Source organism: Planococcus sp. YIM B11945 (assembly GCF_050864155.1).
Lineage (GTDB): Bacteria > Bacillota > Bacilli > Bacillales_A > Planococcaceae > Planococcus.
This window is the reverse complement of record NZ_JBOZWR010000002.1, coordinates 184,796-209,853: the sequence shown is the minus strand read 5'-3', so window position 1 is coordinate 209,853 and position 25,058 is coordinate 184,796. Positions and strand designations below refer to the sequence as shown.

The following is a 25,058-nucleotide window of genomic DNA, read 5'->3' as shown; positions in this document are numbered from 1 at the left end:
AATGGCGGCTATGGCAAAAAGCGCCATAACCGCCAATACCTCCAGTGCTTGTCGGGGCTAGACAGGTGCCTCCGCTTTTCTGTGTCCAGACTCCGGCGGCCAGATTCTCGGAGTCATAAGCCATCCCGGCAGTGCGGCAAAAATCGCCGCTTCGCCGATTTGTCTTATGCCCGTCGAATCTACACGGCCGCCTGCGCTTTTCGTTAATCCCAAAGGGTTGACACTTTATAAGTCCATCTATAGAATTAAAATTGTATAATTTCCTACTTTTTAAACGGTTAATAGGTAAAACTTTTAATTATTATCTTTTGAAAATGTAAAACGAATAGCAAGAGGAGGTGTCCGAATGGTTAACGAGATCATCTTCGCTTTGCTTGGTATCATCGTCGGTGTAGTTGTTGGATATTATGCGTTTAAAAAATCAAACGATTCCAAAATGGCAGGCGCTAAAAACTCTGCAGAGCAGATAGTCGAAGATGCACGAAGAGAAGCGGAAGCGCTGAAAAAAGAAGCCTTGTTGGAAGCGAAAGACGAAAATCATAAATTGCGTACTGAAACAGAATCTGAAATTCGGGAACGCCGATCTGAACTACAAAGACAAGAGAATCGGTTGTTGCAGAGAGAAGAAAATTTAGATCGCAAGGATGATGCATTAAACAAAAGAGAAGCGAGTCTTGAACGCAAAGACGAAGCCCTCGCAGAAAAACAACAGCATATTGTACAGATGGAAAGCAAAGCTGAGGAATTAGTCCGAATGCAGCAAACTGAAATGGAACGCATTTCAGCTTTGACACGCGAAGAAGCGAAAACGATCATTTTGCAAGATGTTGAAAATGAACTTTCAACGGACATTGCGGTCATGATTAAAGAAACTGAAGCGCGTGCAAAAGAAGAATCGGACAAAAAAGCGAAAAACATCTTATCATTGGCGATGCAGCGTTTTGCAGCTGATCATGTTGCAGAAACCACTGTATCGGTTGTCAACTTGCCAAATGATGAAATGAAAGGCCGCATCATTGGGCGTGAAGGACGGAATATCCGTACGCTTGAAACATTGACGGGCATCGATTTGATAATCGATGATACGCCAGAAGCAGTTATTCTATCCGGCTTCGATCCGATCCGCCGCGAAACAGCCCGCTTGGCACTTGAGAAATTGGTGTCCGACGGCCGTATCCACCCGGCGCGCATTGAAGAAATGGTTGAAAAATCAAGACGTGAAGTTGATGAGCAAATCCGCGAAATTGGTGAACAAACCACATTTGACGTAGGCGTCCACAATTTGCATCCAGATTTGATCAAAATCTTAGGGCGTCTCCGTTACCGCACAAGCTACGGCCAGAATGTCTTGAAGCATTCTGTAGAAGTAGCCTTCCTTTCCGGCTTAATGGCAGCAGAACTTGGCGAAGATGTAACTTTGGCAAGACGTGCTGGCCTTCTTCACGATATTGGGAAAGCCATTGACCATGAAGTAGAAGGAAGCCACGTTGAAATCGGCGTGGAACTTGGGACGAAATACAAAGAACATCCGGTTGTCATCAACAGTATCGCTTCCCACCACGGAGACACAGAAGCAACTTCGATTATTTCTGTCATTGTTGCCGCGGCAGATGCATTGTCAGCCGCGCGTCCAGGTGCCAGAAGTGAAACACTGGAAAATTACATCCGCCGTCTAGAGAAGCTGGAAGAAATTTCTGAATCGTACGAAGGCGTTGAAAAATCATTCGCTATTCAAGCAGGGCGCGAAATCCGCATTATGGTTCGCCCTGAACAAATTGACGATATGACGGCTCACCGCTTAGCCCGTGATATCCGAAAACGCATTGAAGAAGAGCTTGATTACCCGGGGCATATCAAAGTAACGGTAATTCGTGAAACTAGAGCAGTTGAATACGCAAAATAATAGGAAAAAGGCTTCGATGAATGTCTATTCAAAGAAGCCTTTTTCTTATGGAAAAAGGTGACCTCATGAAAATTTTATTTATTGGCGATATCGTCGGATCGATCGGCAGAGATGCTTTAGAAAGCTATTTACCCCGCATGAAACGAAAGTATTCTCCGGACGTGGTTATAGCGAACGGTGAAAATGCTGCAGCAGGACGCGGCATTACAAAAGCCATTTACCAGGACCTCATGTTCATGGGTGTGGATATGGTGACAATGGGCAACCACACATGGGACCAAAAAGAGATTTTTGATTTCATTGACGAAGTGGATTACTTGATTCGCCCGGCGAATTTTTCGGAAGAAGCGCCAGGACGAGGCATGGCGACTGTGACAAAAAACGGCCAAACGCTTTCTGTCATTAATTTGCATGGCCGTGTGTTCTTGCCGCCGCATGAAGATCCGTTCAAAACTGTGGACGCATTGATTGAAGAAGCAAAAGCCATTTCGCCGCTTGTCTTTGTCGATTTCCACGCCGAAGCGACGAGTGAGAAAATCGCCATGGGCTGGCATTTGGATGGCCGTGCATCGGTTGTGGTTGGAACGCATACACACGTCCAAACGGCGGATGCCCGTATTCTTCCAAAGGGTACCGCTTATATTTCCGATGTCGGCATGACCGGACCTTACGATGAAATTTTAGGGATGACAAAAGAATCGGTTTTGTACCGCTTTAAAACCAATATGCCGACGCGTTTTGAAGTGCCGAAACGCGGGCGCTCGGTCGTCAGCGGCTTCTTTACCGAAGTGGACGACCAGACAGGGAAAGCGACATCGTTCGAACGCATTTACATCAACGAAGACTATCCATTTGAAAACTAATCGGCATCTTCTTGTCGATTCTCCGACAATTGGAGCGCGCATCTTGTAGAGCAACTGCTTTTTTCAGTATAATAAGGTATTGATTGAAAGGGGTTTTTCCGTGAATGAGGAGCAGCGATTACAGTCAACCCAACTAACATCGGCCAAGCCTGAAAAGGATTATAGCCAGTATTTCCAAAGCGTCTATACTCCGCCTTCATTGAAAGATGCCAAAAAACGCGGCAAAGAAGAAGTCGCTTATTTTGACAATTTCAAGATTGACCCGCGATTTGCAGAAATGGGCAAAGGGCGCAAATTTTATATCAGGACGTATGGCTGCCAAATGAACGAGCATGACACGGAAGTAATTGCCGGCATATTGATGCAGCTCGGCTATGAACTGACAAATTCTGTGGACGATGCCAATGTCATTTTGCTGAATACATGCGCCATTCGTGAAAATGCCGAAAACAAAGTGTTCGGTGAACTGGGCCATCTGAAACCGTTGAAACTTGAAAATCCGGATGTGTTGATCGGCGTCTGCGGCTGCATGTCGCAAGAAGAATCAGTCGTCAATAAAATCCTGAAAACCTATGACCAAGTGGATATGATTTTCGGAACGCACAACATTCACCGGCTGCCGGAAATTTTGAACGAAGCGTACATGTCCAAAGAAATGGTCATCGATGTTTGGTCAAAAGAAGGCGACGTCATCGAAAACTTGCCAAAAGTGCGCAAAGGAAAAATTAAAGCGTGGGTCAACATCATGTATGGCTGCGACAAATTCTGCACGTACTGCATCGTGCCATATACGCGCGGAAAAGAGCGGTCTCGGCGCCCGGCAGACATTATCCAGGAAGTCCGGCATTTGGCCTCTCAAGGCTATAAGGAAGTCACGCTGCTTGGGCAGAACGTCAATGCGTATGGCAAAGACTTTACCGATATCACTTACGGCCTCGGTGAATTGTTGGACGAGCTCCGGAAAATTGACATTCCACGCGTCCGGTTTACGACGAGCCATCCGCGCGATTTTGACGATTATTTGATCCAAGTGCTCGCAAAAGGCGGAAACCTTGTCGACCACATCCATTTACCTGTACAATCAGGTTCGACGAGTATGTTGAAAATCATGGCGCGCAAATATTCGCGTGAGCATTATATCGAGCTCGTCCGGAAAATCAGGGAAGCCATTCCCAACGTTTCTTTGACGACCGATATCATCGTCGGCTTTCCGAATGAAACCGATGAACAGTTTGAAGAAACCTTGTCGCTCTTTAAGGAAATCGGCTATGAAATGGCGTTTACGTACATTTACTCACCAAGAGAAGGCACGCCGGCTGCCAAAATGGAAGACAACGTACCGATGGAAGTGAAAAAAGAACGGCTTCAGCGTTTGAATGCCGTCGTCAACGAATACGCCGCCGCTGCTATGAAAGCGTACGAAGGCCAAGTCGTCGAAGTTTTGGTGGAAGGCGAAAGCAAGAAGAACCCGGATGTCTTATCGGGCTATACGGCAAAAAACAAACTGGTCAACTTTGTCGGACCGAAATCCATTATTGGAACGCTCGTCAAAGTCAAAATAATTACTACAAAAACATGGTCGCTGAACGGTGAACTTGTAGAAACCGTTTCAAGCCAAGAAGTGGGTGTCTAAATTTATGACGTATTCAAAAGAAGAAATTATTGCTAAAGCACGCGAAGTGGCAAACATGATCGTCGAAACAGAAGAAGTGGAATTTTTCAAACGTGCGGAAGCGCAAATCAATGAAAACCAAAAAGTGCGTGAAAAAATCGCGAGCTTAAAGAGCTTGCAAAAACAAGCAGTAAACTTCCAAGCTTACGGCAAAGAACGCGCATTGGAATTGATCGAAGGCAAAATCCAGAAAATCGAAGACGAAATCAACGCTGTGCCGATTGTCCAAGAATTCAAGCAATCGCAAACAGATGTCAATTCGCTTCTTCAAATGGTATCAACGGCAATCGCCAACCAAGTAACGAACAAAATCATCGTCGATACTGGCGGAGATGTTTTGCGCGGCGAAACCGGCTCAAAAGTCGAAGCCAGCAAACCGACAAAACTTTCATAAAAAAGAGCAGAATAAGAAAACTGAAAGAGCAAATGCTTTTTCAGTTTTTTCTTTTCTGCTTATCTTTTTGTTATAATGGAGTAATAACGATTAACGATTAACGATTAACGATTAACGAATTACGAATTACCGTGAGAGAGGTTTAAAAAATGGCACCTACACCGATGATCCAACAATATCTGCAAGTGAAGGCAGATTACCAGGACGCGTTTTTATTTTTCCGCCTTGGCGATTTTTACGAAATGTTTTACGACGACGCTCTGAAGGCTTCCCAGCTGCTCGAAATTACATTGACAAGCCGCGGAGGCAATGGCGATGACCGCATCCCAATGTGCGGGGTGCCGCATCATGCGGCGAAAAATTACATCGACCAATTGATTCAAAAAGGGCATAAAGTGGCCATTTGTGAACAAGTGGAAGACCCGAAACTGACAAAAGGCGTCGTGAAACGTGAAGTGGTGCGTTTGATTACTCCTGGCACGCATACCGAAGGCAAAAGCATCGATTCCAAATCGAATCATTTTATCGCAGCCGCCGAAGAACTGAGCGGCGGGTTTGCCTTGGCTTATGTCGACATCAGCACAGGCGAGTCCACGGCCACATACATAGCGGGTGCAGAAAAAGCGTTGTTGCAGGAATTGCAGTCCCTCCACATACGGGAACTCGTCGTTTCGGACCAATTGTTTTTCTTGTTGAATGAAGAAGCGCAAGACGTGGTGCTGTCGATCGAACCGATGGAGTTTTTATACGAAGCGGACGACGAGCTGCTCGTCCACTGCCCGCAAGATCTGGTGATGAGCATCCACCGGCTGTTGACGTATATCGCGAGAACGCAGCAGCAGTCGCTGCAGCACATTCAAGCGTTTTCCTATAATGAAAACAGCCAGTTGCTGACGATCGACTTTCACTCCAAACGCAATTTGGAACTGTTGCAGTCGATCCGCGGAGGCGAAACAAAAGGGACGCTGCTGTGGCTCTTGGACGAAACCGTGACCGCCATGGGCAGCCGGAAATTAAAGCAATGGCTGCATCAGCCGCTCGCCAACCGGCGTTTGATCGAAGACCGCCAGTACATGGTTGAAGCGCTCATTAACAATTATTTTGCCCGAGTGGAACTTCAAGGAAGGTTAAAAGAAGTCTATGATTTGGAACGCTTGAGCGGGCGCATTGCTTTTGGCAGTGCAAGCGGCCGCGATTTGGCCCAGCTGCGCAGTTCTCTTGAAAAAATCCCTTCTATTATTAATGAACTTGAAAACGCTGGAAGCGAAGCGCTCGCGAATTTCAGTGGAAAACTGGACCGCTGCGGGGAAGTGTGTGAACTGCTCGAAGCGATCAGCGACAACCCGCCGCTGTCCGCTAAAGAAGGCGGCATCATCCGGGAAGGCTATAACGAGCAGCTGGATAAATACCGCGATGCTTCCCGAAACGGCAAAGACTGGATTGCGGAACTCGAACAAAAAGAGCGTCAGTTGACTGGCATCAAATCCTTGAAAATCGGCTATAACCGCATTTTTGGCTATTATATCGAAGTTTCAAAAGCAAATATGCATTTGGCGGATCTGGACCGCTACGACCGCAAACAGACATTGGCCAACGCCGAACGCTACATCACGCCGGAGCTGAAAGAAAAAGAAGCGCTGATTTTAACGGCGGAAGAAGAAAGCTTAACGTTGGAATACGAATTATTCGTGGAAATCCGCGACCGAGTGAAACAGTATATTTCGCGCATCCAAAAACTAGCTTCGGTATTGAGTGAACTGGACGTCTTTTTGAGTTTTTCAAACGTTGCTGAAAAATACCGGTTTGTAAAGCCGGAATTCAACGATTCAAAAGAAATTTCCATTATTGAAGGACGCCATCCTGTAGTCGAAAAAATGCTCAACAAGCAGCATTACGTGCCGAACGACTGCGTGTTGACGGAAAACCAAAACATGTTGTTGATCACCGGGCCGAATATGTCCGGTAAAAGTACGTATATGCGCCAAGTGGCATTGACGATCGTCCTCGCGCAAATCGGCAGCTATGTGCCGGCGGAATCGGCCAATTTGCCGATTGTCGACCAAATTTTTACGCGCATCGGAGCGGCGGATGACTTGGTGTCCGGACAAAGTACATTTATGGTGGAAATGCTTGAATCGCAATACGCCATTATGCATGCCACCGACCGCAGCCTGCTTTTATTCGATGAAATCGGGCGCGGAACGTCCACATATGATGGCATGGCGCTAGCACAGTCGATGATTGAATACATCCATGACAATATTGGCGCCAATACCTTGTTTTCAACGCATTACCACGAATTGACGGCTTTGGAACAATCACTTGATAAAATGAGCAATGTCCACGTCGCTGCCATGGAGCAGTCCGGAAAAGTGGTGTTTTTACATAAAGTGAAACACGGCCCGGCGGATAAAAGCTACGGCATCCATGTAGCAGAACTGGCGAATTTGCCGCAAGCCATATTAGGGCGCGCACGCGAATTGTTGAAAAGTTTTGAGCAGGAGAAAAAGCAGACGGTCAACCACATCGAACAATTGTCGTTTTTCGATGAACGGGATACTGACAGTGAAGAAGTGCTGCAAACCATTGCCGATGTCAACATCGCGGCTATGACGCCGCTGCAATCGCTGCAGTTATTGAATGATTTGCAACTTAAGCTAAGCAAGAAGGAGTGACATGATGGGCCAGATCCGGTTAATGGAAGAGAACTTATCAAATAAGATTGCGGCGGGAGAAGTGGTCGAACGGCCGACATCTGTCGTCAAGGAATTGGTGGAAAATGCGATTGATGCAGGAAGCACAGCCATCGAAGTGCTGCTTCTGGAGGCAGGGCTCACGTCGATCCAAATCATCGATAACGGGGCAGGAATGGATAACGATGACGCGCTGTTGTCATTTTCCAGGCACGCCACCAGCAAAATTGCCAACGAACATGATTTGTTCCGCATCCGGACGCTGGGATTCCGTGGAGAAGCGCTTGCCAGTATCGCATCTGTTTCAAAAGTGACGCTTCATACATCGAATGGCGAATCCGGCACGTTCGTCCGGCTAGAAGGCGGCCGCCTAGTTGAACACCGGGCAGGATCGCTCCGAAAAGGCACGGATATTAAAATCGAGCAGCTGTTTTTCAACACGCCAGCCCGGTTGAAATACTTGAAAACTTTGCAGACGGAACTTGGCCACTCGATTGATTTGTTAAACCGCTTGGCGCTCAGCTACCCCGAAATTTCGTTCAAACTGACGCATGACGGCAAGACCGTTTTGCAGACAGCGGGAAGCGGCGAAATGAAGCGAGTGCTTGCGGATATTTACGGCGTCGCAATCGCAAAAAAAATGATTTCGTTCGAAGGGAATTCCCATGATTATAAAGTCTCGGGGTTTGCTTCGCTGCCGGAAATCACCCGTGCCAATAAAAACTACATTTCGCTGTTCGTCAACGGCCGGTGGGTCAAGCATTACGCTATCGCCAATACGGTGCATCAGGCATACCACACATTTTTGCCGCTTGAGCGGCAGCCGATTGTCGTCATGAACATTGAAGGCGATCCGTATTTGACGGATGTCAACGTCCACCCAGCCAAACAGCAAATCCGCTTGAGCAAAGAAAAAGAATTGATGGAACTGATTCATTCAACGATCCGCCAAACGATCAGCTCTGCTGTCCGGGCGCCGATCATCGAAAAGCCGAAGCCGCAAAAGCAAGTGCCATCCAAGCAATTGGACATTTGGAAAACGTCTTATACCGTCCAAGAACCTGCAGCGCCAATCGCTAGTCCCACGCCGCAAGCAACAGAGATGCGGGACGAACAAATCGTGGAACCGATATACGAGCCAGAAGTATTTCCGGAAGAGCAGCCGGTTAAAGAAGTGAACGAAGAAGAACTGGTTGAGCTGGCAGAATCGCCGGACGAAAGCCCGCAATTTCCGGAACTTGAAGTGGTGGGGCAAATCCACGGCACGTACATTGTGGCACAAAGCACGGACGGGTTTTATTTGGTCGACCAGCACGCAGCCCAAGAACGGATCAAGTACGAATTTTTCCGCGAAAAAGTGGGGCAGGTCGATGTAGCGGAGCGGCAAGCGCTATTATTGCCGTTGACGTTTCATTACAGCCGGGACGAAGCGCTTCGTTTGAAGGAAAACTTGAGTGTGTTGCATGAGAGCGGTGTGTTTTTGGAAGAATTCGGTGAAACATCGTTTATCGTGCGGGAACACCCGACGTGGTTCCCGGCAGGATTCGAGCAGGAAGTTGTCGAAGACTTGATTGAACAGATATTGAATGAACGAAAAGTGGACGTTAAGAAATTGCGGGAAGACGCGGCCATTATGATGAGCTGCAAACGTTCCATCAAAGCCAATCATTTTTTGCAGAAACATGAAATGGAGCGGCTGTTGGCCGACTTGAAAATGGCGGAACAGCCGTTTACGTGCCCGCATGGACGCCCGGTAATCATCCATTTTAAAACGTACGATGTTGAAAAAATGTTCAAACGCGTGATGTGATCTTTTCCATTTGGAATTGGCAGTTTTATCCGAATCCAGGAAGGGTAAGCATAAGGGCAGGGTTCTGAACAAATAGGCATTATAAGCTTTACGGCATGTAGAAGAAAGCAGTTTCAGCAACTCGACATTTTAATGAGAGAGAGGGAACGCGTATGTTTTCTGCAAAACAGCGAGCACAGCAAATTGGCCATTTATCCCATCATGAATTTGACGTCGTCGTTATCGGAGGCGGCATTACCGGAGCCGGCATTGCGCTTGATGCCGTCTCACGCGGCATGAGCGTTGCGTTGATCGATATGCAGGATTTTGCGGCGGGCACATCGAGCCGGTCCACAAAATTGGTGCACGGCGGTTTGCGCTATTTGAAAAATTTCCAATTGAAAATTGTAGCAGAAGTCGGCCGGGAACGCGAAATTGTTTATGAAAACGGCGCGCACATCACCGAGCCGAAACGCATGCTTCTGCCGTTTTATCAAGGCGGCACATTAGGTCCGGTGTTTATGAACCTGGGCCTTCGCGTTTATGACGTTTTGGCGAATGTGAAAAAAGCGGAGCGCCGCACTATGCTCTCTCCTTATCAAACAGTCAGCAAAGAGCCTTTATTGAAGGAACCGGGGCTAGTCGGCGGCGGCTATTACGTGGAGTACCGGACAGACGATGCCCGCTTGACCTTGGAAACGATGAAAAAGGCAGCGGAATTGGGAGCGGTTTGCCTGAATTACGCAAAAGCGGAAGGATTTATTTATGAAGACGGAAAAGTAGCGGGCGTCCAAGCTGTTGACTTGATTGACAATTTGCCAATGGATATTTTTGCGAAAAAAGTGGTCAATGCGACAGGGCCGTGGATCGATGAAGTGCAAGATTACGACGCGGAAACGCCGGAGAAAAAAATACGGCTGACCAAAGGCGTGCATATCGTTGTCGACCATAAGAAATTCCCTCTTCGGCAAGCGGTCTATTTTGATACACCAGATAAACGGATGGTCTTTGCAGTACCGCGGGACAATAAAGTCTATGTCGGAACAACGGATGATTTTTACGACGATAATCCGATTTCGCCTGCTGCCGAAAAGAAAGATGTCGACTATTTGATCCAGGCGGTTGGCCGCACTTTCCCAAGTATCCAATTGACACCGGATGATGTCGAAGCGACGTGGGCAGGCGTCCGTCCGCTCATTTACGAAGAAGGCAAAGACCCGTCCGACATTTCACGGAAAGATGAAATTTGGCTTTCGGAAAACGGCCTCATTTCCATTGCGGGCGGCAAATTGACGGGCTACCGGAAAATGGCTGAAACCGTCGTTGACTTGGTCGTCAAAAAGCTAAGACATGAAACGGGCATCAAATACGGCGACAGCGTCACAAAAAAATTGCCGCTGTCAGGCGGTGATTTTGGCGGATCCAAAAACTTTGCAAAGTTTGTCCATCATATGGCGCTCCGTTCTCAAAAATACGGATTGGGTCCCGAACAAGGGCGCATGTATGCGCAATTTTTCGGCACCAATGCAGAAAAAGTATTCTGGCATTACCGAAACCTTCCGCAGAACAATCCGGAAGGCCTTCCGAAAACACTCGTCGCGGTAGTTGAATACGCCATGGATGAAGAAATGGCGCGCACGCCGAGCGACTTTTTTGTCAGACGGACAGGCGATTTGTATTTTCATATCGACGACGTTGTCCGCTACCGCGAAGGCGTCCTTGACTACATGAGCCGCGTGCTTCGCTACACGCCAGAACAAAAAGAAGCCTACCGCCAAGAACTGCAAGACGAAATCGAGGAGGCGACTCGATTCGGAAGGAAGGCTTTATGATGAAAGTGACCAAAAACTTTATCGAAGCGTCCGATGGGCATGAAATTTACTGCGAAGTGTACGAACCGGAGCAGCCGAAAGCGCATGTCCATATGCTGCACGGCATGGCGGAGCATATCGCCCGCTACGAAGAGTTTGCGCATTTTTTGGCCGCTAATGGCTATGCGGTATCGGGCCACGACCACCGTGGCCATGGCCGGACAGCTGAACGAAATAATGTCACACTCGGCTATTTTGGTGAAGAAAAAGGCTTTGACCGAGTTGTGAAAGATGTTAATGAAGTCATTCGCGCGGTCCAACACCAAATTGGTGAACTGCCGGTGATTGTTTTCGGCCACAGCATGGGTTCTTTTGTGGCCCGGCGCTACGTTCAGCTGTATAGCGGCAGCATCAGCCGAGCGATCTTTTCGGGTACAGGGGGCGACCCTGGTGCTGCCGGAAAAGCGGGGTTGCTGTTCGCACAAAGGCTTGCCAAAACGAAAGGCAAAGAAGAAACAAGCCCGTTGCTTGCGAAAATGACTTTCGGCAGCTTTACCAAGCCGTTTAAAGAAGAAAGTTCGCTGTTTGCGTGGCTGTCGAGCGACACCGCAGAAGTCGCCAAGTACGAAAGCGATCCGCTGTGCGGCTTTAAATCGACCAATCAGTTTTATGTGGATTTGTTTACGGGTCTTGTTTTGATTCACAAGCAAGCAGAAGTGGACAAAATCCGCAAAGACTTGCCGGTTTTATTCATCAGCGGCGCGAAAGATCCAGTGGGCGATAACGGCCAAGGCGTTTTCCGGTCCGCTGAGCAGTACGTCAAAGCAGGAATAAAAGACGTCACCGTGTTTTTGGCTGAAGAAGGCCGCCATGAACTGTTGAACGAACACAATAAGCATCTGCATTACCAAACGATTTTAGAATGGATGGACAAGCATGATAGAAGTAGCGGCGATAGTCGGCCCGACAGCCTCCGGGAAAACAGCGCTCAGCCTTGAGCTGGCGAAACGATTGAATGGAGAAATCATCAACGGCGATTCCATGCAGATTTACCGAGGTATGTCGATTGGCACAGCCAAAATCAAAAGAGAAGAAATGGACGGCGTGGTCCATCATTTGCTGGATATTAAAGAACCGGATGAGCCGTTTTCAGTGGCGGAATACCAACGGCTGGTGCGCGAAAAAATTGCGGAGATCCAGTCGCGCGGCAAATTTCCGATCATTGTCGGCGGCACCGGGCTTTACATCCAAGCGGTTTTGTTCGATTACCGGTTTTCCGAAGTACAAGTCAACGAAAACTTGAGAAATGCGTTGCAGGAAGAACTTGAAACGCACGGTCCGCTTTATATGCACGAAAAACTGCTGAAGCTAGACCCGGATGCAGATATTCATCCGAACAACACGCGGCGTGTGCTGCGGGCGCTTGAAATTTTGTTGAGCGGAGAAGAAAAAACGGACCGCAGTTTGGCGCTTTCGCCGATGTACAACGAAGCGATCATCGGATTGGATATGCCGCGCGAAATTTTATATGAACGCATTAACCACCGCGTCGACTTGATGATGGAGGCGGGCTTGCTGGAAGAAGTAAAAGCGCTGCGCGAGCGGGGCATACGCGACGTCCAGTCGATTCAAGCCATCGGCTACAGAGAAATGTATGCTTACCTCGACGGCAAGCTGGAGTTGGACGAAGCGGTCAATCAGCTCAAGCAAAACTCGCGGCATTACGCCAAAAGGCAATTCACGTATTTTAAAAACAAATTGCCGATTTTCTGGATCGATGCATTGGAAGATTTGGAAAAAAACTTTCAAGAAATTCAACGCTTCATGCAGGAGAACGACCGAAAGCGTCGAATGTATCTTAGTGGAAATGAAAAATAAAGAGCAGGGGATCTAAGGGGGATTTTCATGAAACCGGTTAATATTCAAGACGTGTACTTGAATCAGCTTCGTAAAAACAATATTTTTGTTACTGTCTTTTTACTTAATGGCTTCCAGCTTAAAGGAACCATAAAATCGTACGATAATTTTACGGTGCTGGTGGAAACAGAAGGCAAGCAGCAACTGATTTACAAACATGCAATCTCCACTTTTTCTCCGGCCAAACCTGTGGCCATCGAACACCAGGAATGACATACGAGCCAGCCGAATTCGTGGGCTGGCTTTTTTTGTTGCCTGGTATTATTTGCTGGAGCTGTTCTTATTGACAGCAGATACGAAGGAGTATACCATTTTCAGTTGAAGGTCTTATCATGCAGGAGGTAGCAATTCGTGAAATCCATTACAACAGAAGAGCTTTTAGAGCTAATTGAAAACGGGACAGACTTTAACTTGGTCGATGTCCGTGAAACAGAAGAAGTCGCGTATGGCATGATTCCAGGGGCGACACACATTCCCCTTGGGCTTTTGCCAGAGCAGATGGATGCTTTTAAAGAAGGCGAAGCTTACTACATCATTTGCAAAGCCGGCGGCCGCAGTGCCATGGCTTGTGATTATCTTGAAAGCAACGGCGTTGAAACCGTTAACGTCGAAGGCGGCATGATGGCTTGGAACGGCGAAGTCGTCGCGTAAATACAGGGAAAAAGAAAAACAGATCAAGGGCTGAAACGCTCCTTGATCTGTTTTTTTAAACGCTTGGAAAATGGCGCGTCGGCAATCGCCATTTGTACATATAAGACAACATCCGCAAGATGGTAATGGTTAAAAACAACAAGTACAGAACCCAGTCGACTCGGATTACGTCAAAACTAATAATGAGTCCGGCAAAAGCAGCCCAGACCGCGTAGATTTCCGCTTTGAAAACAAGCGGTTTGCGCCCGGCGAATATGTCCCGGACGATTCCGCCGCCAGATCCTGTCAACACCGCAGCAAGAACAACGGCGTAAATCGGCAAGTCCAATTCCACCGCAAACAAGGCGCCTTGCACCGCAAAAGCCGACAGCCCGATCGCATCAAAGAAATTGCCCCAGCGATTCCAATGCCCCAATAGTTTTTGCGGGTATATAAAAACAATCGTGATGGACACAAGAGCCAATTGAAACATGATTTCTTGGTCCCACAGCGCCGATACCGGCACCCCAATCAATAAATTCCGGATGGCTCCTCCGCCAAAAGCCGTGACCACTCCGAGAATGTATACACCAAAAATATCATATTCTTCTTCCATGGCAACAAGTGCGCCGGAAATGGCAAACGCAATTGTTCCGATGGCACTAAATACTTCCCAAGCCATTTGATAAAGCCTCCTAATCATGCAACTCTATGAATTGTAGCAGAATTTGACGCAATTTCAATAGAAGGGCCATAATAGAATAGTAAACAACTTAGAATGGAGAATTCGATGCAAACTACGATCAACCAATTAGAAGAACTGATTCACCCGCAATTAAAACGAGCGGACGACATTGCATTCATCAACCAGCAAAAAGTGCTCGCTGCGTTCCATAACCAAAAAGTCAGCGACCACCATTTCAACCCGTCAACCGGCTACGGCTACGATGACGAAGGGCGCGACACGTTAGAACGTGTATATGCCGATGTCTTTAAAGCGGAAGCAGCTCTCGTCCGCCCGCAAATCATTTCCGGCACCCACGCCATCACCATTTCGTTGTTCGGCGTCTTGCGTCCAGGCGATGAGTTGTTGTACATTTCCGGCAAGCCGTACGATACGCTGCAGTCGATCGTCTCGGGAGGAGAACAAGACACCGGGTCGCTGAAGGATTTCGGCATTACCTATCAGCACGTCGACTTGACGGAGGATAATAAAATCGATTGGGCAGCTGTCAAATCAAAGGTCCACACTCAAACCAAAGTCATTGCCATTCAGCGTTCGCGCGGATACGATACGCGCCCTTCGTTTACGGTCGCGGAAATTGAAGAGATGATTCAAAAAATCCGTCTTTTGAAACCGGAAGCGATTGTTTTTGTCGACAATTGCTACGGAGAGTTTGTGGAAGAACGCGAACCGATCGAAGCGGGCGCGGATTTGATTGCCGGCTCGCTCATTAAAAATCCAGGCGGCGGGCTCGCGAAAATTGGCGGCTATATCGCCGGAAAACGGGAACTGGTCGAAAAATGCGCATACCGCATGACATCTCCGGGCATTGGCGGAGAAGCGGGGGCTTCATTGAACACTTTGCCGGACATGTACCAAGGCTTTTTCCTGGCGCCGCATGTCGTGGCCCAAGCTTTAAAAGGCGCTATTTTTACAGCGGCGCTTCTGGAATCGGTGGGTATGACCTCGACGCCGCATTACACCGATCCGCGGACCGATTTGATTCAATCCGTCTCTTTTAAAACCGCTGAGCAAATGATTGCGTTTTGCCAAACCATTCAAGCAAGTTCGCCGGTGAATGCCCAGTTTAAACCGGAACCGGCGTATATGCCAGGCTATAAAGACGACGTCATCATGGCCGCCGGCACATTTGTGCAAGGCTCCAGCATTGAGCTTACTGCAGATGGCCCGATCCGGCCGCCATACACGGCATTTGTCCAAGGCGGGCTGACCTATGAACACGTAAAAATCGCCGTATTGAATTCGGTGGATGCATTGAAAAAAATGAATTTATTATAAGATAGGGCTGTCTTAAAAGTCGCTGATGTCCATTGCGGCGGACGCGTTCCACGGGCTCGCGCCGAACTACCTCGGACGAAACGCCCGAGTGGATTTCGGCACTTCGCTGTCCCGCTGGAAAGACCGTTGCTCCTGCATCGCTTCGCTGCTTCGTCGCAAACAAGTTGGCCGAACTGCCTTCGTCCAACTTGCTCGCCGCCTCCATTCCCATCAGCTAGTGAATAATTGTTAAAAAGCCGGTGAAGAAAAAGGGAACTTTTTTCTTCATTGGCTTTTTATTTATAATTTATTAGACAGACTCTTTTTTGTGTAAGAAAAACTAACATGACGTTGACAACAAAACTGACATCCTTTAAACTAAAGGAGTAGGAATAAACAAAGTGGGTGAAACAAATGACGAATCGCGTTCGACGGACGATGCCGCTTCTGCCCATCAGCATTGTTATGCAGCTGACCGATTTGACAGCGCGCCAAATCCGTTATTACGAAGAGCACGAATTAATTCGGCCTGCCCGCACGGAAGGCAATAAGCGTCTTTTTTCGTTAAACGACGTGGATGTTCTTTTGGAAATCAAGGAATACTTGGAACAAGGCTTGAACATGGCCGGCATCAAAAAAGTTTTTGGGATGAGTGTCCAGCCGCCAGAGCCGGTAATAGAACCGAAAACGGTAAGCGATGCGGAGCTCCGCCAAATCTTGCGCGAAGAAATTATGAATTCGCGCGCGTACGACCGAGGCGGCATCCGGCAAGGGGAATTATCCCGTTTCTTTCATTAAGACAAGAACGGGCTTACATACAAAATCATAGGAGAGTGAAAAGAACATGGGGAAGTACACTAAAGAAGACATTAAGCGATTGGTACAAGAAGAAGAAGTAAACTTTATCCGCCTGCAGTTTACGGATATTCTCGGAATCATCAAAAACGTGGAAATTCCAACGTCTCAACTCGACAAAGCACTTGATAACAAAATGATGTTCGATGGCTCGTCAATCGACGGATTTGTCCGCATCGAAGAATCGGATATGTACTTATTCCCAGACTTGGACACGTGGGTCGTATTCCCATGGATTACAGGCAAAGGGAAAGTAGCTCGTTTAATCTGCGACATATACAGCGCTGACGGAACTCCGTTTGCTGGAGATCCGCGCACAAACTTAAAACGCGTTTTAAAAGAAATGGAAGAGCTTGGCTTCACGCATTTCAACCTTGGGCCAGAGCCGGAATTTTTCTTGTTCAAATTGGATGAAAAAGGCGAACCTTCACTTGAACTTAATGACAATGGCGGCTATTTTGACTTAGCGCCAATGGATTTAGGCGAAAACTGCCGCCGCGACATCGTGTTGGAACTAGAAGCAATGGGCTTTGAAATCGAAGCTTCCCACCACGAAGTAGCTCCAGGGCAGCACGAAATCGATTTTAAATACGCTGATGCCATCAAAGCTTGCGACGACATCCAAACGTTCAAATTGGTTGTTAAAACGATTGCTCGACAACACGGCTTGCACGCAACATTCATGCCAAAACCATTGTTCGGCGTGAACGGTTCAGGAATGCATATGAACGTTTCCTTGTTCAATGGCAACACGAACACGTTCTTAGACGAAGACGGTGACTTGAAATTGAGCGAAACGGCGTACCAGTTCCTTGCAGGTATCTTGGCGCATGCACAAGGCTTCACGGCTGTAACGAACCCGCTAGTCAACTCATACAAGCGTTTGGTGCCAGGCTACGAAGCGCCTTGCTACGTTGCTTGGTCTGGACAAAACCGCAGCCCGTTGATCCGCATCCCAGCGTCACGCGGCTTGTCAACGCGCGTTGAAGTCCGTTCAGTCGATCCGGCTGCCAACCCGTACTTGGCAATGGCAGTCCTATTAGCTGCTGGCCTTGACGGCATCAAAAACAAAATGACGCCGCCAAAAGCAGTAGACCGCAACATTTACGCAATGAACAAAAGAGAGCGCGAAGCAGTCGGCATCCAAGACCTTCCGGCCACACTTTACGCAGCTCTTCAAGAATTGCAGGCAGATGAAGTAATGACTAAAGCACTCGGCAGCCACATCCTCAACAACTTCGTGGAAGCGAAAGAAATTGAGTGGGATATGTTCCGTGTGAACGTGCACCCTTGGGAGCGCGAGCAGTACTTGAAATTGTATTAAGAAAATAATAGAACCCACCAGAGCGAAAGTTGCTCTGGTGGGTTTTTTTGCGGCCATTTTACCAACTGTACATTGGCGCATCGATTTAATCGCAATAAAAAACCCCCTATCAAAAGATAGAGGGAACGAATGGCTCTCACAACGCCTGCTTGCCTATGAATAGCAGCTTTGAAGATAAAGCCCATGAACAGACAGCAATCCGGTTTCGTAATACTTCGGTGATCAAGCAGAAAACCTTTATAATGTTCGCTGCAAAGTAAGCCTAACACTAAAGTCTTTGATCCCCTAACAATAGGACTCTTGAATTCAAAGAACATAGCTTTTGGAGAGTGCCTGCCACAAAAAAACAGGAAATTTTCACGTCATCACGCTCAATTTTATTTTATAAAGATGCAAATTCCCTATAACTAGTATAAAATTAAACTTACGGTTTTATTAATATGAAAAAAATACTACGAGTAAAGAATTCGATATAAAGCAAGTGATCTACATTTATAAAGGAGAATACATATGTTGAAAAACGAAGAGCTGCATGAGTTTTTATGCCAGAGAAACAGCGAAATGACCGAACAGTGGTATGAGTCATTAGATAAGAGCAAGCCGGGAATATACGGTTCGACAGATCCTGACGTAATCGAGAAGCTGAAAAAGCAGAACTATGAGTTTCATGTGCTTTTTTGTTCCATGTTTAGCAAAGAACACCACGAATTCACAAATGAATTCCAAGGCTGGATTCAGCAAATAGCAAAAGATGAAGGGCATTTGTCTACGCCGCTTCATGAAGTGCTTGAAGAGTTTTTTAACACCCAGAAACAATACCTTCAATTGGTTGCGGAATACTACAAGGCAAACAACGAACAAATTTCCCAAGATCAATTCAATGCCTGGAATATAGGGATTGTCGATGCTATCAGCACCATTATCCAAGAGTTTACGGTGCAGAACACAAAAGCTGCTCAAAACCGACTGATGGCTCAGCAAGAATTGATCATTGAGATGAGCGCGCCGATTATTTTGTTATCAAAAGGCACAGGCCTTCTTCCACTCGTCGGTGAAATCAACACCTACCGTTCTAAAGTGATTTTCGAAAATGCGCTGCAGCAAAGTTCGCAGCACAATCTGGACCGCTTGTTTATCGATTTGTCGGGCGTTCCCATCATCGATACGATGGTCGCGCATCAAATTTTTCAGTTGATCAACGGATTGAAAATCATCGGAGTTAGAACCGCATTGTCCGGAATCAGCCCGGTCATTGCCCAGACGGCTGTTCAACTGGGAATCGATTTTTCAGGCATTCAAGTGTATGGTACGTTGGCCCAGGCTATGAATATGCAAGAAATGAGCGTTTAGACCGATAAACAAAGAAAAACCTTGAATCGGATTTGATTCAAGGTTTTTCGCTTTTAATGGATGTTTCTCCAATAAAAAAACTCCCTAGGCAAGGAGTTTAAGCATTTACAGTAGAATTAATTTGAGATTCAATTAGTTTCGCTGCTTCTTCAACAGAGTTGAACTGGCGAACTTCTTGGGTTTGGTTAAACGTCAATTCCAGAGTGCTTGTATTGGGAATGCAGATAACGGTAATCCAATCAGCATTTTCTTTTGTAAACGTTTGCGTAATACGTACCGTATTGTACTGGCAAATCGTTGCTAATAATTCTTTAATGTTTTCGTATTTCATTTGGATTGCTCCTCTCCATCAGGAAAGTGACTAATAAAAGTCTTTAGAATCCATGTGTTATTACTTACTCCTTAGTATAGCACAAAACTGCCCCTCTATGTAAAAATAAGAAAAAGAATTTTCTGGAAAAAGAATAGTGAAGGAATTTTACCTCGCTGTGCAGAATTTTAATAGCTAGGAGGTGAACCTATGAAGAAGTATGTAATCCAATATCATTTAGAAAAAGGATTGACGTCAGAACGGACTGTAGAAGCCGGTTCGAAAGAAGAAGTGGCGGAAATGGTGCTTTCGGAAATGATCGTCCAATACGAAGACAATTTTGGGGAATTGGTTCTCTTTAATAAAGAAGACGTTAAAATGGTCAAAATAAAAGATCACGTGGATCCTGTTTTCACTTCAAGAAGAGGCGGCTGACTAAAGCCTATGAAAAAAGGCACACGTTCCACCTTGGCGAAATATCGCCAGATTTCACAACGGGGGGACGTCGCTTTTAAAAGTGTGCCTATGCTTATGCTAACATAGAAAAAACAGAAAACCTACAATGATGCAAAAGAACGAACCATAGTTGGATGCCCTTATTTCGAAAATAAGAACTATTGGATTAATTGTGCGTAAAGAGGCAATAATTTTTTCGTTTCGTTGTTATTTTACTGTGCGCAGCTGCAAATGAGTTTGAAGGCAATTGTTTTTTGCGGCACCGGACAAAAAGGAGAATGCACATGGCAAACGACTGGGAACAAGCGGGCAATGCTTTAGCAATGATTAAAGTCTCCATAAATCCAAACAATGAACCAGTAACGATACTCGGAAGTTCACCCGACTTTGCCTGTATTGGCGTCGGAACCGATGCAGCTGTTTTTCGATCTTTTACATCGTCAAAATATGCGTTTAAAGTTTATGCAGAAGAAAAACTTGCCAAAATCAAAACAGAAGCCCAAGTATATCAAATGCTTGGGCCTTCGCCGTTTTTTTCTGCTTGCTATGGGCATACGGAGAAATTTCTCGTTTTAAGCTATGAGGAAGGGCCGACTCTTTTTGACTGCCTGCTGCACGGCATTCCTGTGCCAGATCAAGTAATTCAGGACGTTGAAGAAGCAAGAGCCTATGTCCGAGAGCGGGGTTTGAATCCCCGCGATATTCATTTGAAAAACATCTTGCTCCAAAACGGGCGAGCCAAAATTTTGGACGTTTCGGAGTATATTCATCCGGGAAACGATTTTCGCTGGGAACATTTGAAAAAAGCCTACGATGAATATTACCCGTTCATTTCCGGAAAGCCGATGCCTTATTGGTTGTTGGAAACGATTCGCAAATGGTATCATCATTGGTCGAAGTATTACCCGACTATCGACGAATTCATGACGACTATTTTTAAGCAAACCAATTTTAGAAGATAGAATGATCGTTGTTGTGAAAAATTCACATGCAAAAACGTTTTTAGCATTTCATGTACACTTGACGGTTTAATATGACCGAAAAAAGGAACTGTATATTAACTTAAGATCAAATTGTGACAAAAAGGACATCTTTTATGATGTTCTTTTTTGTTTTTAACAAAAAAATGTTTAAAGGGGCCTCTTTTAGGAAAAAGAAGGAATATTCAAATAATTTATCACAAATTATGGAATTAATTACTAGTAGAAAGAAGAGGGAGCCAGTATGCGAAAACAAAAAGCCAGCATGACCACAGAAGAAGTAAAGCGCCAAAATTGGATTTCTGAGTTAAGAGACTTAGGAGTGTCCTTCAGCCCCGAAGGCGAAGACATTCGGACGCTCGACTATTACTCGATCCGGAATTTAGTTATGCTTGAAGAAGTCCGCCGAGAAGAAGCGTAACCTATCCGCAGCTTCGAAGCAGCATAAAATGATTCCACCTACTTTGTTCGAAAAGCATGGATGTCCATGCTTTTTTCGTTTGCCAATTGCTGGTTTTTTCTCTTTTATAGCGGGTAAAAAAGAAAGAGCCGCAATTTGTTGCAAAACGAAAAACAAAGGAGGAAAGCATGTGAACAAAGAAAAGCCGGTATTAAATTAAGACGAAGAGGAAATCCTCGATGAAATTATTGCAGCCAATAGCGGGTTATCCGCCTAAGAAGAACCGTTTCGCTTAGATAGCATACCGGCTTATATTGCTCGATATTTCCACAAAATATTTTTATTGGGACTGAAATAAAGGAAGTGGCAGTTTTTTGCCGAAATCAATTAGACAGCCACAAGAAACAAATTAGCAAGAAAGGAAATCCATTGAATACTGCCAAGCTTTTATTTTGCAATGAAGAAAGGTTACGTGGTTCTTATGGAAAAGGTGATGCAGGTGAAGAAATTATCCATTAGTTTTTTAATTGTACTCGTTTGTTCATTAGCCATTAAGGCGGCAACAGCGATAAAGCCGGTTAAACCACCGGGATTGTTAGATCCGGCTAAATTTTTGGTCATTGCCCATAGAGGGTCCAGTTTCCATGCGCCTGAGCATACCATGGCGGCCTATCGATTCGCCCGGGATATGGAAGCCGATTATTTGGAAATCGATTTGCAGATGACGAAAGACGGCGTGCTAGTTGCTCTGCATGATTTTACGGTAGACCGAACCACTAATGGCAGCGGCACCGTGACCGACATGACTTTGGCGGAAATTAAGGAATTAGACGCCGGATCGTGGTTTAACAAGAAATACCCAGATATGGCGAACGCAAAATATATCGGAGCGCAAATTCCTACATTCCAAGAAATTATTAATGAATTTGGTTATGGCGTGAACTATTACTTGGAAACGAAAGTGCCAGAGAAAAACGAAGGCATCGAAGATGAATTACTGGCATTGCTGGAACAAAACAATCTGCTTGATGATTCGTTGCCTTATGGCAAAGTAATTATCCAATCGTTTAACGAACATAACTTGAGAATCATCCACCGATTAAATCCGTCCATTCCGCTTATTCAGTTGGAGCGGAATCCGGAAATTGGTGAAGCAGCCAAAGCGCGTATGGAAACGATTAAAGAATATGCAGTTGGGATCGGAACATATTTTGAAAAAATCGACGAGGCATATTTGCATACCGCAGCAAGCGAAGGGCTGCTAGTCCACCTTTACACCATTAACAATGCAGATGTAGCGGAGAAATGGAAGGCGTTGGGCGCAAACGGATTGTTTACCGACAACACATCTGCAATAAAAGCTGTTCAATGGCACGCTTAACAAACGAAAAACTTTCTCCATGTTAGCTGGAGAAAGTTTTTTTATTTTGGCAACTTGGTTTTGGAAAACCCATACTAAAATTTTGCTTTCTGGATTATAATGGAGGAAATGATGGTTAAATGACATGGAAGGCTTTTTTCGAAGCCGGCCAATGAGGAGAACGTCCAATGTTTAAAAAAGGCGATAAAGTAATAATTCACAGCCACCGCTATGCCAAGTTGTACAAAGGAAAAGAATTTACTTGCGCCGCAAACGAGCAAAAATGGGACGATGATAACAATTACATCATTTTAAAAGAATTAGGCATAGAAGGAAAATCTTTTTTTACCCATTATTTGACCAGAGTATAGTCGAATGGCGGGCTTTTCAACAGTGTTAGCCAATTAAATGATTAACCACTCACTATAATGGGTATACATAACTATGGTTTCCATTTAAACGGCTCGTACTAAATTTTCTTTGAACTTAGCTTAAAGAAGATTTTGTGGGAGGTGATTAAATGAGCAAGATACAAGGAATAAAAAACTTGATGGATTATCTTGAAACAATCGACTATCCATTGACTGAGCAACAAATCCAACTTTTTCTGTCGGAAAAGCAAATTCCCCACAGCAATTCATTTGGAAATACGATCTTTTTCAATCTTTCTCATATTGATTGGTGGGTAACCGAACAGAGGAAGCTGGAAACACCAGAGAAATCGATGTAGTGATTGGTACCCTGAATCCAGAGCCCTTATAAAAAGGCTTTGAATTCGGGGTATTTCTGATTAAAAGGCGACGAAACGTTCTATTGCAATAAACGTCTTAAGAAACAAGGGGGAGTGCCAATATGAAATTAATGAACGCCATCGTCGCCTTTTTACTCGTTGTCGCAGCAGGAGGATATGCTCTTTATTTTGGTTCGAATTTAGTAGTCGACAGTGCGGTGGAACAAGCCACAGCGAAATTAGAAAATAACGGCCAGCTAGAAAACATGCAGTCTTACATTGAAGGAGATCCGGAGCTTGCCGGTTTCATGGAAGAAGCAAAAGCGGCAAAAGAAAGCGACTTGCCTTTTGCTTCTAAAGGCGATGCGGCAAAGGTGCTGGTACGGAAAGTGGGGATTTCCGAACTTCAGCAAATTCAATCGGGAGTGGAAAGCGGCAGCCTTTCTTTATCGGATGCTATTGGAAAATTGGACACTCATTTGAGCGACAATGAACTCCTGGCACTGAAAGTGGTAGCTTACAAAGAGCTATACGCAGAACAATAAAAGAGCAGGTATGGTAGACTGATGAAAAGGCGCTGTGCAGAGCAAGCCGAAAAAGGAGGGCGTTTAATGAAAAAATTTCAAGTTGAATTTTGTTTTGATCAAGGCAATTCAATAATCCACCACGTAGAAGCAGTGGACAAAGAAGCAGCTTTAGGCAAAATCCCTTCCAATGGTACGTATGAAATTGCAGATGAGCAAAACGGCAAAATTTACCGCATTACCATCAATTTAGTGAAATACATTGCCGTCAATGAAGTGACGGCATAAAAGCAGAAAAAGAGCGTGCATTCAGCAGATGAATGCACGCTCTTTTCGTCGTTTTGCTCAGTGGAATTATGTAAAAGCGTTCAACTTCAAAATTAAAAGTTTACATAAGATAAATATTTAGGTGACAAAAACGCTGAGTTTTAGATGGCTCAGCGCTTTTGTTTAATGAATTTGGCGGTAAACGCCGACTACTTTTCCTAAAATCGACACTTGGTTCACGATAATGGGACTCATTGATGAGTTTTCAGGCTGCAGGCGGAAATAGTTTTCCTCACGGAAAAAGCGTTTGACGGTTGCTTCATCGTCAGCAGTCATGGCCACAACGATGTCGCCATTATTGGCCGTTTGCTGTTGTCTGACGATAACGTAATCTCCGTTTAAAATTCCTGCTTCAATCATACTTTCACCCATAATTTCCAACATGAAAATATGATCGTCTTCCGTGCCGTAAGTTTGCGGCAATGGGAAGTATTCTTCAACGTTTTCAATCGCAGTGATCGGCAAACCGGCAGTAACTTTACCAATTAACGGAACATGCAGAACCGGGCTTTTATCGATCAATGCTTCTTCTGTGCTAATGATTTCAATCGCTCTTGGTTTGGTTGGGTCCCGGCGTATTAGCCCTTTGCTTTCAAGACGAGCCAAGTGGCCGTGGACAGTTGAACTGGACGCTAAGCCAACTGCTTCTCCAATTTCGCGGACGGAAGGCGGATAGCCTTTGGCACGTACTTCATCTTTTATGAAAGTCAAAATATCTTCTTGGCGCTTCGATACTTTTTTCAACAGTTTCACCTCTTTTAGTTAATC

The 25,058-nt window shown here is 45.7% G+C and carries 26 protein-coding genes; 23 read left to right on the top strand and 3 right to left on the bottom strand.

Annotation, left to right across the window (positions count from 1 at the left end):
• The first annotated feature begins 346 nt into the window (after positions 1–346).
• The 11 genes from rny to ACRRQV_RS04635 all read left to right on the top strand — a co-directional run bounded on the left by rny (position 347) and on the right by ACRRQV_RS04635 (position 13,693).
• Positions 347–1,903 carry a ribonuclease Y gene (gene rny / locus ACRRQV_RS04685; protein WP_432528169.1) on the top strand — a complete coding sequence of 519 codons (1,557 nt, stop codon included), beginning with the start codon at positions 347–349 and terminating at the stop codon, positions 1,901–1,903.
• Positions 1,904–1,968: 65 nt separating this feature from the next.
• Positions 1,969–2,766: a TIGR00282 family metallophosphoesterase gene (locus ACRRQV_RS04680; RefSeq protein WP_432528167.1), complete on the top strand. Its 798-nt coding sequence runs from the start codon at positions 1,969–1,971 to the stop codon at positions 2,764–2,766.
• Positions 2,767–2,866: 100 nt separating this feature from the next.
• Positions 2,867–4,399: a tRNA (N6-isopentenyl adenosine(37)-C2)-methylthiotransferase MiaB gene (gene miaB / locus ACRRQV_RS04675; RefSeq protein WP_432528165.1), complete on the top strand. Its 1,533-nt coding sequence runs from the start codon at positions 2,867–2,869 to the stop codon at positions 4,397–4,399.
• A gap of 4 nt (positions 4,400–4,403) precedes the next feature.
• Positions 4,404–4,832, top strand: a complete 429-nt coding sequence (locus ACRRQV_RS04670; RefSeq protein ID WP_432528163.1) for a RicAFT regulatory complex protein RicA family protein — start codon at positions 4,404–4,406, stop codon at positions 4,830–4,832.
• A 149-nt stretch (positions 4,833–4,981) separates the two neighbouring features.
• Entirely contained in the window at positions 4,982–7,507 is a 2,526-nt protein-coding gene (mutS, locus tag ACRRQV_RS04665) for a DNA mismatch repair protein MutS (RefSeq protein ID WP_432528161.1), read from the top strand.
• Between the two features lie 4 nt (positions 7,508–7,511).
• Complete coding sequence (gene mutL, locus ACRRQV_RS04660) at positions 7,512–9,335, top strand: DNA mismatch repair endonuclease MutL (RefSeq protein WP_432528191.1); 1,824 nt, start codon at positions 7,512–7,514, stop codon at positions 9,333–9,335.
• Between the two features lie 152 nt (positions 9,336–9,487).
• The gene (locus ACRRQV_RS04655) at positions 9,488–11,146 is read left to right on the top strand and encodes a glycerol-3-phosphate dehydrogenase/oxidase (protein WP_432528159.1); all 1,659 of its coding nucleotides are present in this window, start codon (positions 9,488–9,490) and stop codon (positions 11,144–11,146) included.
• Positions 11,146–12,123 carry a lysophospholipase gene (locus tag ACRRQV_RS04650; RefSeq protein ID WP_432528157.1) on the top strand — a complete coding sequence of 326 codons (978 nt, stop codon included), beginning with the start codon at positions 11,146–11,148 and terminating at the stop codon, positions 12,121–12,123. The genes ACRRQV_RS04655 and ACRRQV_RS04650 overlap by 1 nt, the downstream gene beginning before the upstream one ends.
• Positions 12,062–13,003: a tRNA (adenosine(37)-N6)-dimethylallyltransferase MiaA gene (gene miaA, locus ACRRQV_RS04645; protein WP_432528155.1), complete on the top strand. Its 942-nt coding sequence runs from the start codon at positions 12,062–12,064 to the stop codon at positions 13,001–13,003. The genes ACRRQV_RS04650 and miaA overlap by 62 nt, the downstream gene beginning before the upstream one ends.
• A 27-nt stretch (positions 13,004–13,030) precedes the next feature.
• A complete protein-coding gene (gene hfq / locus ACRRQV_RS04640) occupies positions 13,031–13,255 on the top strand; it encodes an RNA chaperone Hfq (RefSeq protein WP_432528153.1) in 225 nt (74 codons plus the stop codon).
• A gap of 138 nt (positions 13,256–13,393) precedes the next feature.
• Positions 13,394–13,693: a rhodanese-like domain-containing protein gene (locus tag ACRRQV_RS04635; RefSeq protein WP_432528151.1), complete on the top strand. Its 300-nt coding sequence runs from the start codon at positions 13,394–13,396 to the stop codon at positions 13,691–13,693.
• Positions 13,694–13,748: 55 nt separating this feature from the next.
• Here the strand turns inward: ACRRQV_RS04635 and ACRRQV_RS04630 are convergent, their stop codons facing one another.
• Positions 13,749–14,354, bottom strand: coding sequence for a trimeric intracellular cation channel family protein (locus ACRRQV_RS04630; RefSeq protein WP_432528149.1), 606 nt, complete (start codon positions 14,352–14,354; stop codon positions 13,749–13,751).
• Positions 14,355–14,450: 96 nt separating this feature from the next.
• On the opposite strand from ACRRQV_RS04630, the gene ACRRQV_RS04625 reads away from it, so the two are divergent.
• From ACRRQV_RS04625 to ACRRQV_RS04610, 4 genes are all read left to right on the top strand, one after another.
• Positions 14,451–15,695: an aminotransferase class I/II-fold pyridoxal phosphate-dependent enzyme gene (locus ACRRQV_RS04625; protein ID WP_432528147.1), complete on the top strand. Its 1,245-nt coding sequence runs from the start codon at positions 14,451–14,453 to the stop codon at positions 15,693–15,695.
• A gap of 393 nt (positions 15,696–16,088) precedes the next feature.
• Positions 16,089–16,472: a MerR family transcriptional regulator gene (locus ACRRQV_RS04620; protein ID WP_432528145.1), complete on the top strand. Its 384-nt coding sequence runs from the start codon at positions 16,089–16,091 to the stop codon at positions 16,470–16,472.
• 46 nt (positions 16,473–16,518) lie between these two features.
• The gene (gene glnA, locus ACRRQV_RS04615) at positions 16,519–17,853 is read left to right on the top strand and encodes a type I glutamate--ammonia ligase (protein ID WP_432528143.1); all 1,335 of its coding nucleotides are present in this window, start codon (positions 16,519–16,521) and stop codon (positions 17,851–17,853) included.
• 510 nt (positions 17,854–18,363) lie between these two features.
• Positions 18,364–19,203, top strand: coding sequence for an STAS domain-containing protein (locus tag ACRRQV_RS04610; protein WP_432528141.1), 840 nt, complete (start codon positions 18,364–18,366; stop codon positions 19,201–19,203).
• 97 nt (positions 19,204–19,300) lie between these two features.
• Here the strand turns inward: ACRRQV_RS04610 and ACRRQV_RS04605 are convergent, their stop codons facing one another.
• A complete protein-coding gene (locus ACRRQV_RS04605) occupies positions 19,301–19,534 on the bottom strand; it encodes a hypothetical protein (protein WP_432528139.1) in 234 nt (77 codons plus the stop codon).
• A gap of 189 nt (positions 19,535–19,723) precedes the next feature.
• Here ACRRQV_RS04605 and ACRRQV_RS04600 point away from each other — a divergent pair, with 189 nt between their 5' ends.
• The 8 genes from ACRRQV_RS04600 (at position 19,724) to ACRRQV_RS04565 (ending at position 24,251) form a co-directional block, all read left to right on the top strand.
• Positions 19,724–19,948 carry a hypothetical protein gene (locus ACRRQV_RS04600; protein ID WP_432528137.1) on the top strand — a complete coding sequence of 75 codons (225 nt, stop codon included), beginning with the start codon at positions 19,724–19,726 and terminating at the stop codon, positions 19,946–19,948.
• A 305-nt stretch (positions 19,949–20,253) separates the two neighbouring features.
• Positions 20,254–20,931, top strand: coding sequence for a serine/threonine protein kinase (locus tag ACRRQV_RS04595; protein ID WP_432528135.1), 678 nt, complete (start codon positions 20,254–20,256; stop codon positions 20,929–20,931).
• Between the two features lie 262 nt (positions 20,932–21,193).
• A complete protein-coding gene (locus tag ACRRQV_RS04590; protein ID WP_432528133.1) occupies positions 21,194–21,370 on the top strand; it encodes a hypothetical protein in 177 nt (58 codons plus the stop codon).
• Between the two features lie 436 nt (positions 21,371–21,806).
• Positions 21,807–22,730 carry a glycerophosphodiester phosphodiesterase family protein gene (locus tag ACRRQV_RS04585; RefSeq protein WP_432528131.1) on the top strand — a complete coding sequence of 308 codons (924 nt, stop codon included), beginning with the start codon at positions 21,807–21,809 and terminating at the stop codon, positions 22,728–22,730.
• A gap of 167 nt (positions 22,731–22,897) precedes the next feature.
• Entirely contained in the window at positions 22,898–23,080 is a 183-nt protein-coding gene (locus ACRRQV_RS04580) for a hypothetical protein (RefSeq protein WP_432528129.1), read from the top strand.
• Positions 23,081–23,229: 149 nt separating this feature from the next.
• A complete protein-coding gene (locus ACRRQV_RS04575; protein ID WP_432528127.1) occupies positions 23,230–23,439 on the top strand; it encodes a hypothetical protein in 210 nt (69 codons plus the stop codon).
• A 122-nt stretch (positions 23,440–23,561) separates the two neighbouring features.
• Positions 23,562–23,984 carry a hypothetical protein gene (locus ACRRQV_RS04570; RefSeq protein ID WP_432528125.1) on the top strand — a complete coding sequence of 141 codons (423 nt, stop codon included), beginning with the start codon at positions 23,562–23,564 and terminating at the stop codon, positions 23,982–23,984.
• A gap of 66 nt (positions 23,985–24,050) precedes the next feature.
• Positions 24,051–24,251: a hypothetical protein gene (locus ACRRQV_RS04565; protein ID WP_432528123.1), complete on the top strand. Its 201-nt coding sequence runs from the start codon at positions 24,051–24,053 to the stop codon at positions 24,249–24,251.
• A 162-nt stretch (positions 24,252–24,413) separates the two neighbouring features.
• Here the strand turns inward: ACRRQV_RS04565 and lexA are convergent, their stop codons facing one another.
• Positions 24,414–25,034, bottom strand: a complete 621-nt coding sequence (lexA, locus tag ACRRQV_RS04560) for a transcriptional repressor LexA (protein WP_432528121.1) — start codon at positions 25,032–25,034, stop codon at positions 24,414–24,416.
• Between the last annotated feature and the right edge of the window lie 24 nt (positions 25,035–25,058).

Bases quoted from the DNA above. Each gene is read 5' to 3' on its own strand.
- rny (WP_432528169.1), top strand. From the start codon at position 347: ATGGTTAACGAGATCATCTTCGCTTTGCTTGGTATCATCGTCGGTGTA.
- ACRRQV_RS04680 (WP_432528167.1), top strand. From the start codon at position 1,969: ATGAAAATTTTATTTATTGGCGATATCGTCGGATCGATCGGCAGAGAT.
- ACRRQV_RS04670 (WP_432528163.1), top strand. From the start codon at position 4,404: ATGACGTATTCAAAAGAAGAAATTATTGCTAAAGCACGCGAAGTGGCA.
- mutS (WP_432528161.1), top strand. From the start codon at position 4,982: ATGGCACCTACACCGATGATCCAACAATATCTGCAAGTGAAGGCAGAT.
- mutL (WP_432528191.1), top strand. From the start codon at position 7,512: ATGGGCCAGATCCGGTTAATGGAAGAGAACTTATCAAATAAGATTGCG.
- ACRRQV_RS04655 (WP_432528159.1), top strand. From the start codon at position 9,488: ATGTTTTCTGCAAAACAGCGAGCACAGCAAATTGGCCATTTATCCCAT.
- ACRRQV_RS04650 (WP_432528157.1), top strand. From the start codon at position 11,146: ATGAAAGTGACCAAAAACTTTATCGAAGCGTCCGATGGGCATGAAATT.
- miaA (WP_432528155.1), top strand. From the start codon at position 12,062: ATGATAGAAGTAGCGGCGATAGTCGGCCCGACAGCCTCCGGGAAAACA.
- hfq (WP_432528153.1), top strand. From the start codon at position 13,031: ATGAAACCGGTTAATATTCAAGACGTGTACTTGAATCAGCTTCGTAAA.
- ACRRQV_RS04630 (WP_432528149.1), bottom strand. From the start codon at position 14,354: ATGGCTTGGGAAGTATTTAGTGCCATCGGAACAATTGCGTTTGCCATT.
- ACRRQV_RS04625 (WP_432528147.1), top strand. From the start codon at position 14,451: ATGGAGAATTCGATGCAAACTACGATCAACCAATTAGAAGAACTGATT.
- ACRRQV_RS04620 (WP_432528145.1), top strand. From the start codon at position 16,089: ATGACGAATCGCGTTCGACGGACGATGCCGCTTCTGCCCATCAGCATT.
- glnA (WP_432528143.1), top strand. From the start codon at position 16,519: ATGGGGAAGTACACTAAAGAAGACATTAAGCGATTGGTACAAGAAGAA.
- ACRRQV_RS04610 (WP_432528141.1), top strand. From the start codon at position 18,364: ATGTTGAAAAACGAAGAGCTGCATGAGTTTTTATGCCAGAGAAACAGC.
- ACRRQV_RS04605 (WP_432528139.1), bottom strand. From the start codon at position 19,534: ATGAAATACGAAAACATTAAAGAATTATTAGCAACGATTTGCCAGTAC.
- ACRRQV_RS04600 (WP_432528137.1), top strand. From the start codon at position 19,724: ATGAAGAAGTATGTAATCCAATATCATTTAGAAAAAGGATTGACGTCA.
- ACRRQV_RS04595 (WP_432528135.1), top strand. From the start codon at position 20,254: ATGGCAAACGACTGGGAACAAGCGGGCAATGCTTTAGCAATGATTAAA.
- ACRRQV_RS04590 (WP_432528133.1), top strand. From the start codon at position 21,194: ATGCGAAAACAAAAAGCCAGCATGACCACAGAAGAAGTAAAGCGCCAA.
- ACRRQV_RS04585 (WP_432528131.1), top strand. From the start codon at position 21,807: ATGAAGAAAGGTTACGTGGTTCTTATGGAAAAGGTGATGCAGGTGAAG.
- ACRRQV_RS04580 (WP_432528129.1), top strand. From the start codon at position 22,898: ATGTTTAAAAAAGGCGATAAAGTAATAATTCACAGCCACCGCTATGCC.
- ACRRQV_RS04575 (WP_432528127.1), top strand. From the start codon at position 23,230: ATGAGCAAGATACAAGGAATAAAAAACTTGATGGATTATCTTGAAACA.
- ACRRQV_RS04570 (WP_432528125.1), top strand. From the start codon at position 23,562: ATGAAATTAATGAACGCCATCGTCGCCTTTTTACTCGTTGTCGCAGCA.
- ACRRQV_RS04565 (WP_432528123.1), top strand. From the start codon at position 24,051: ATGAAAAAATTTCAAGTTGAATTTTGTTTTGATCAAGGCAATTCAATA.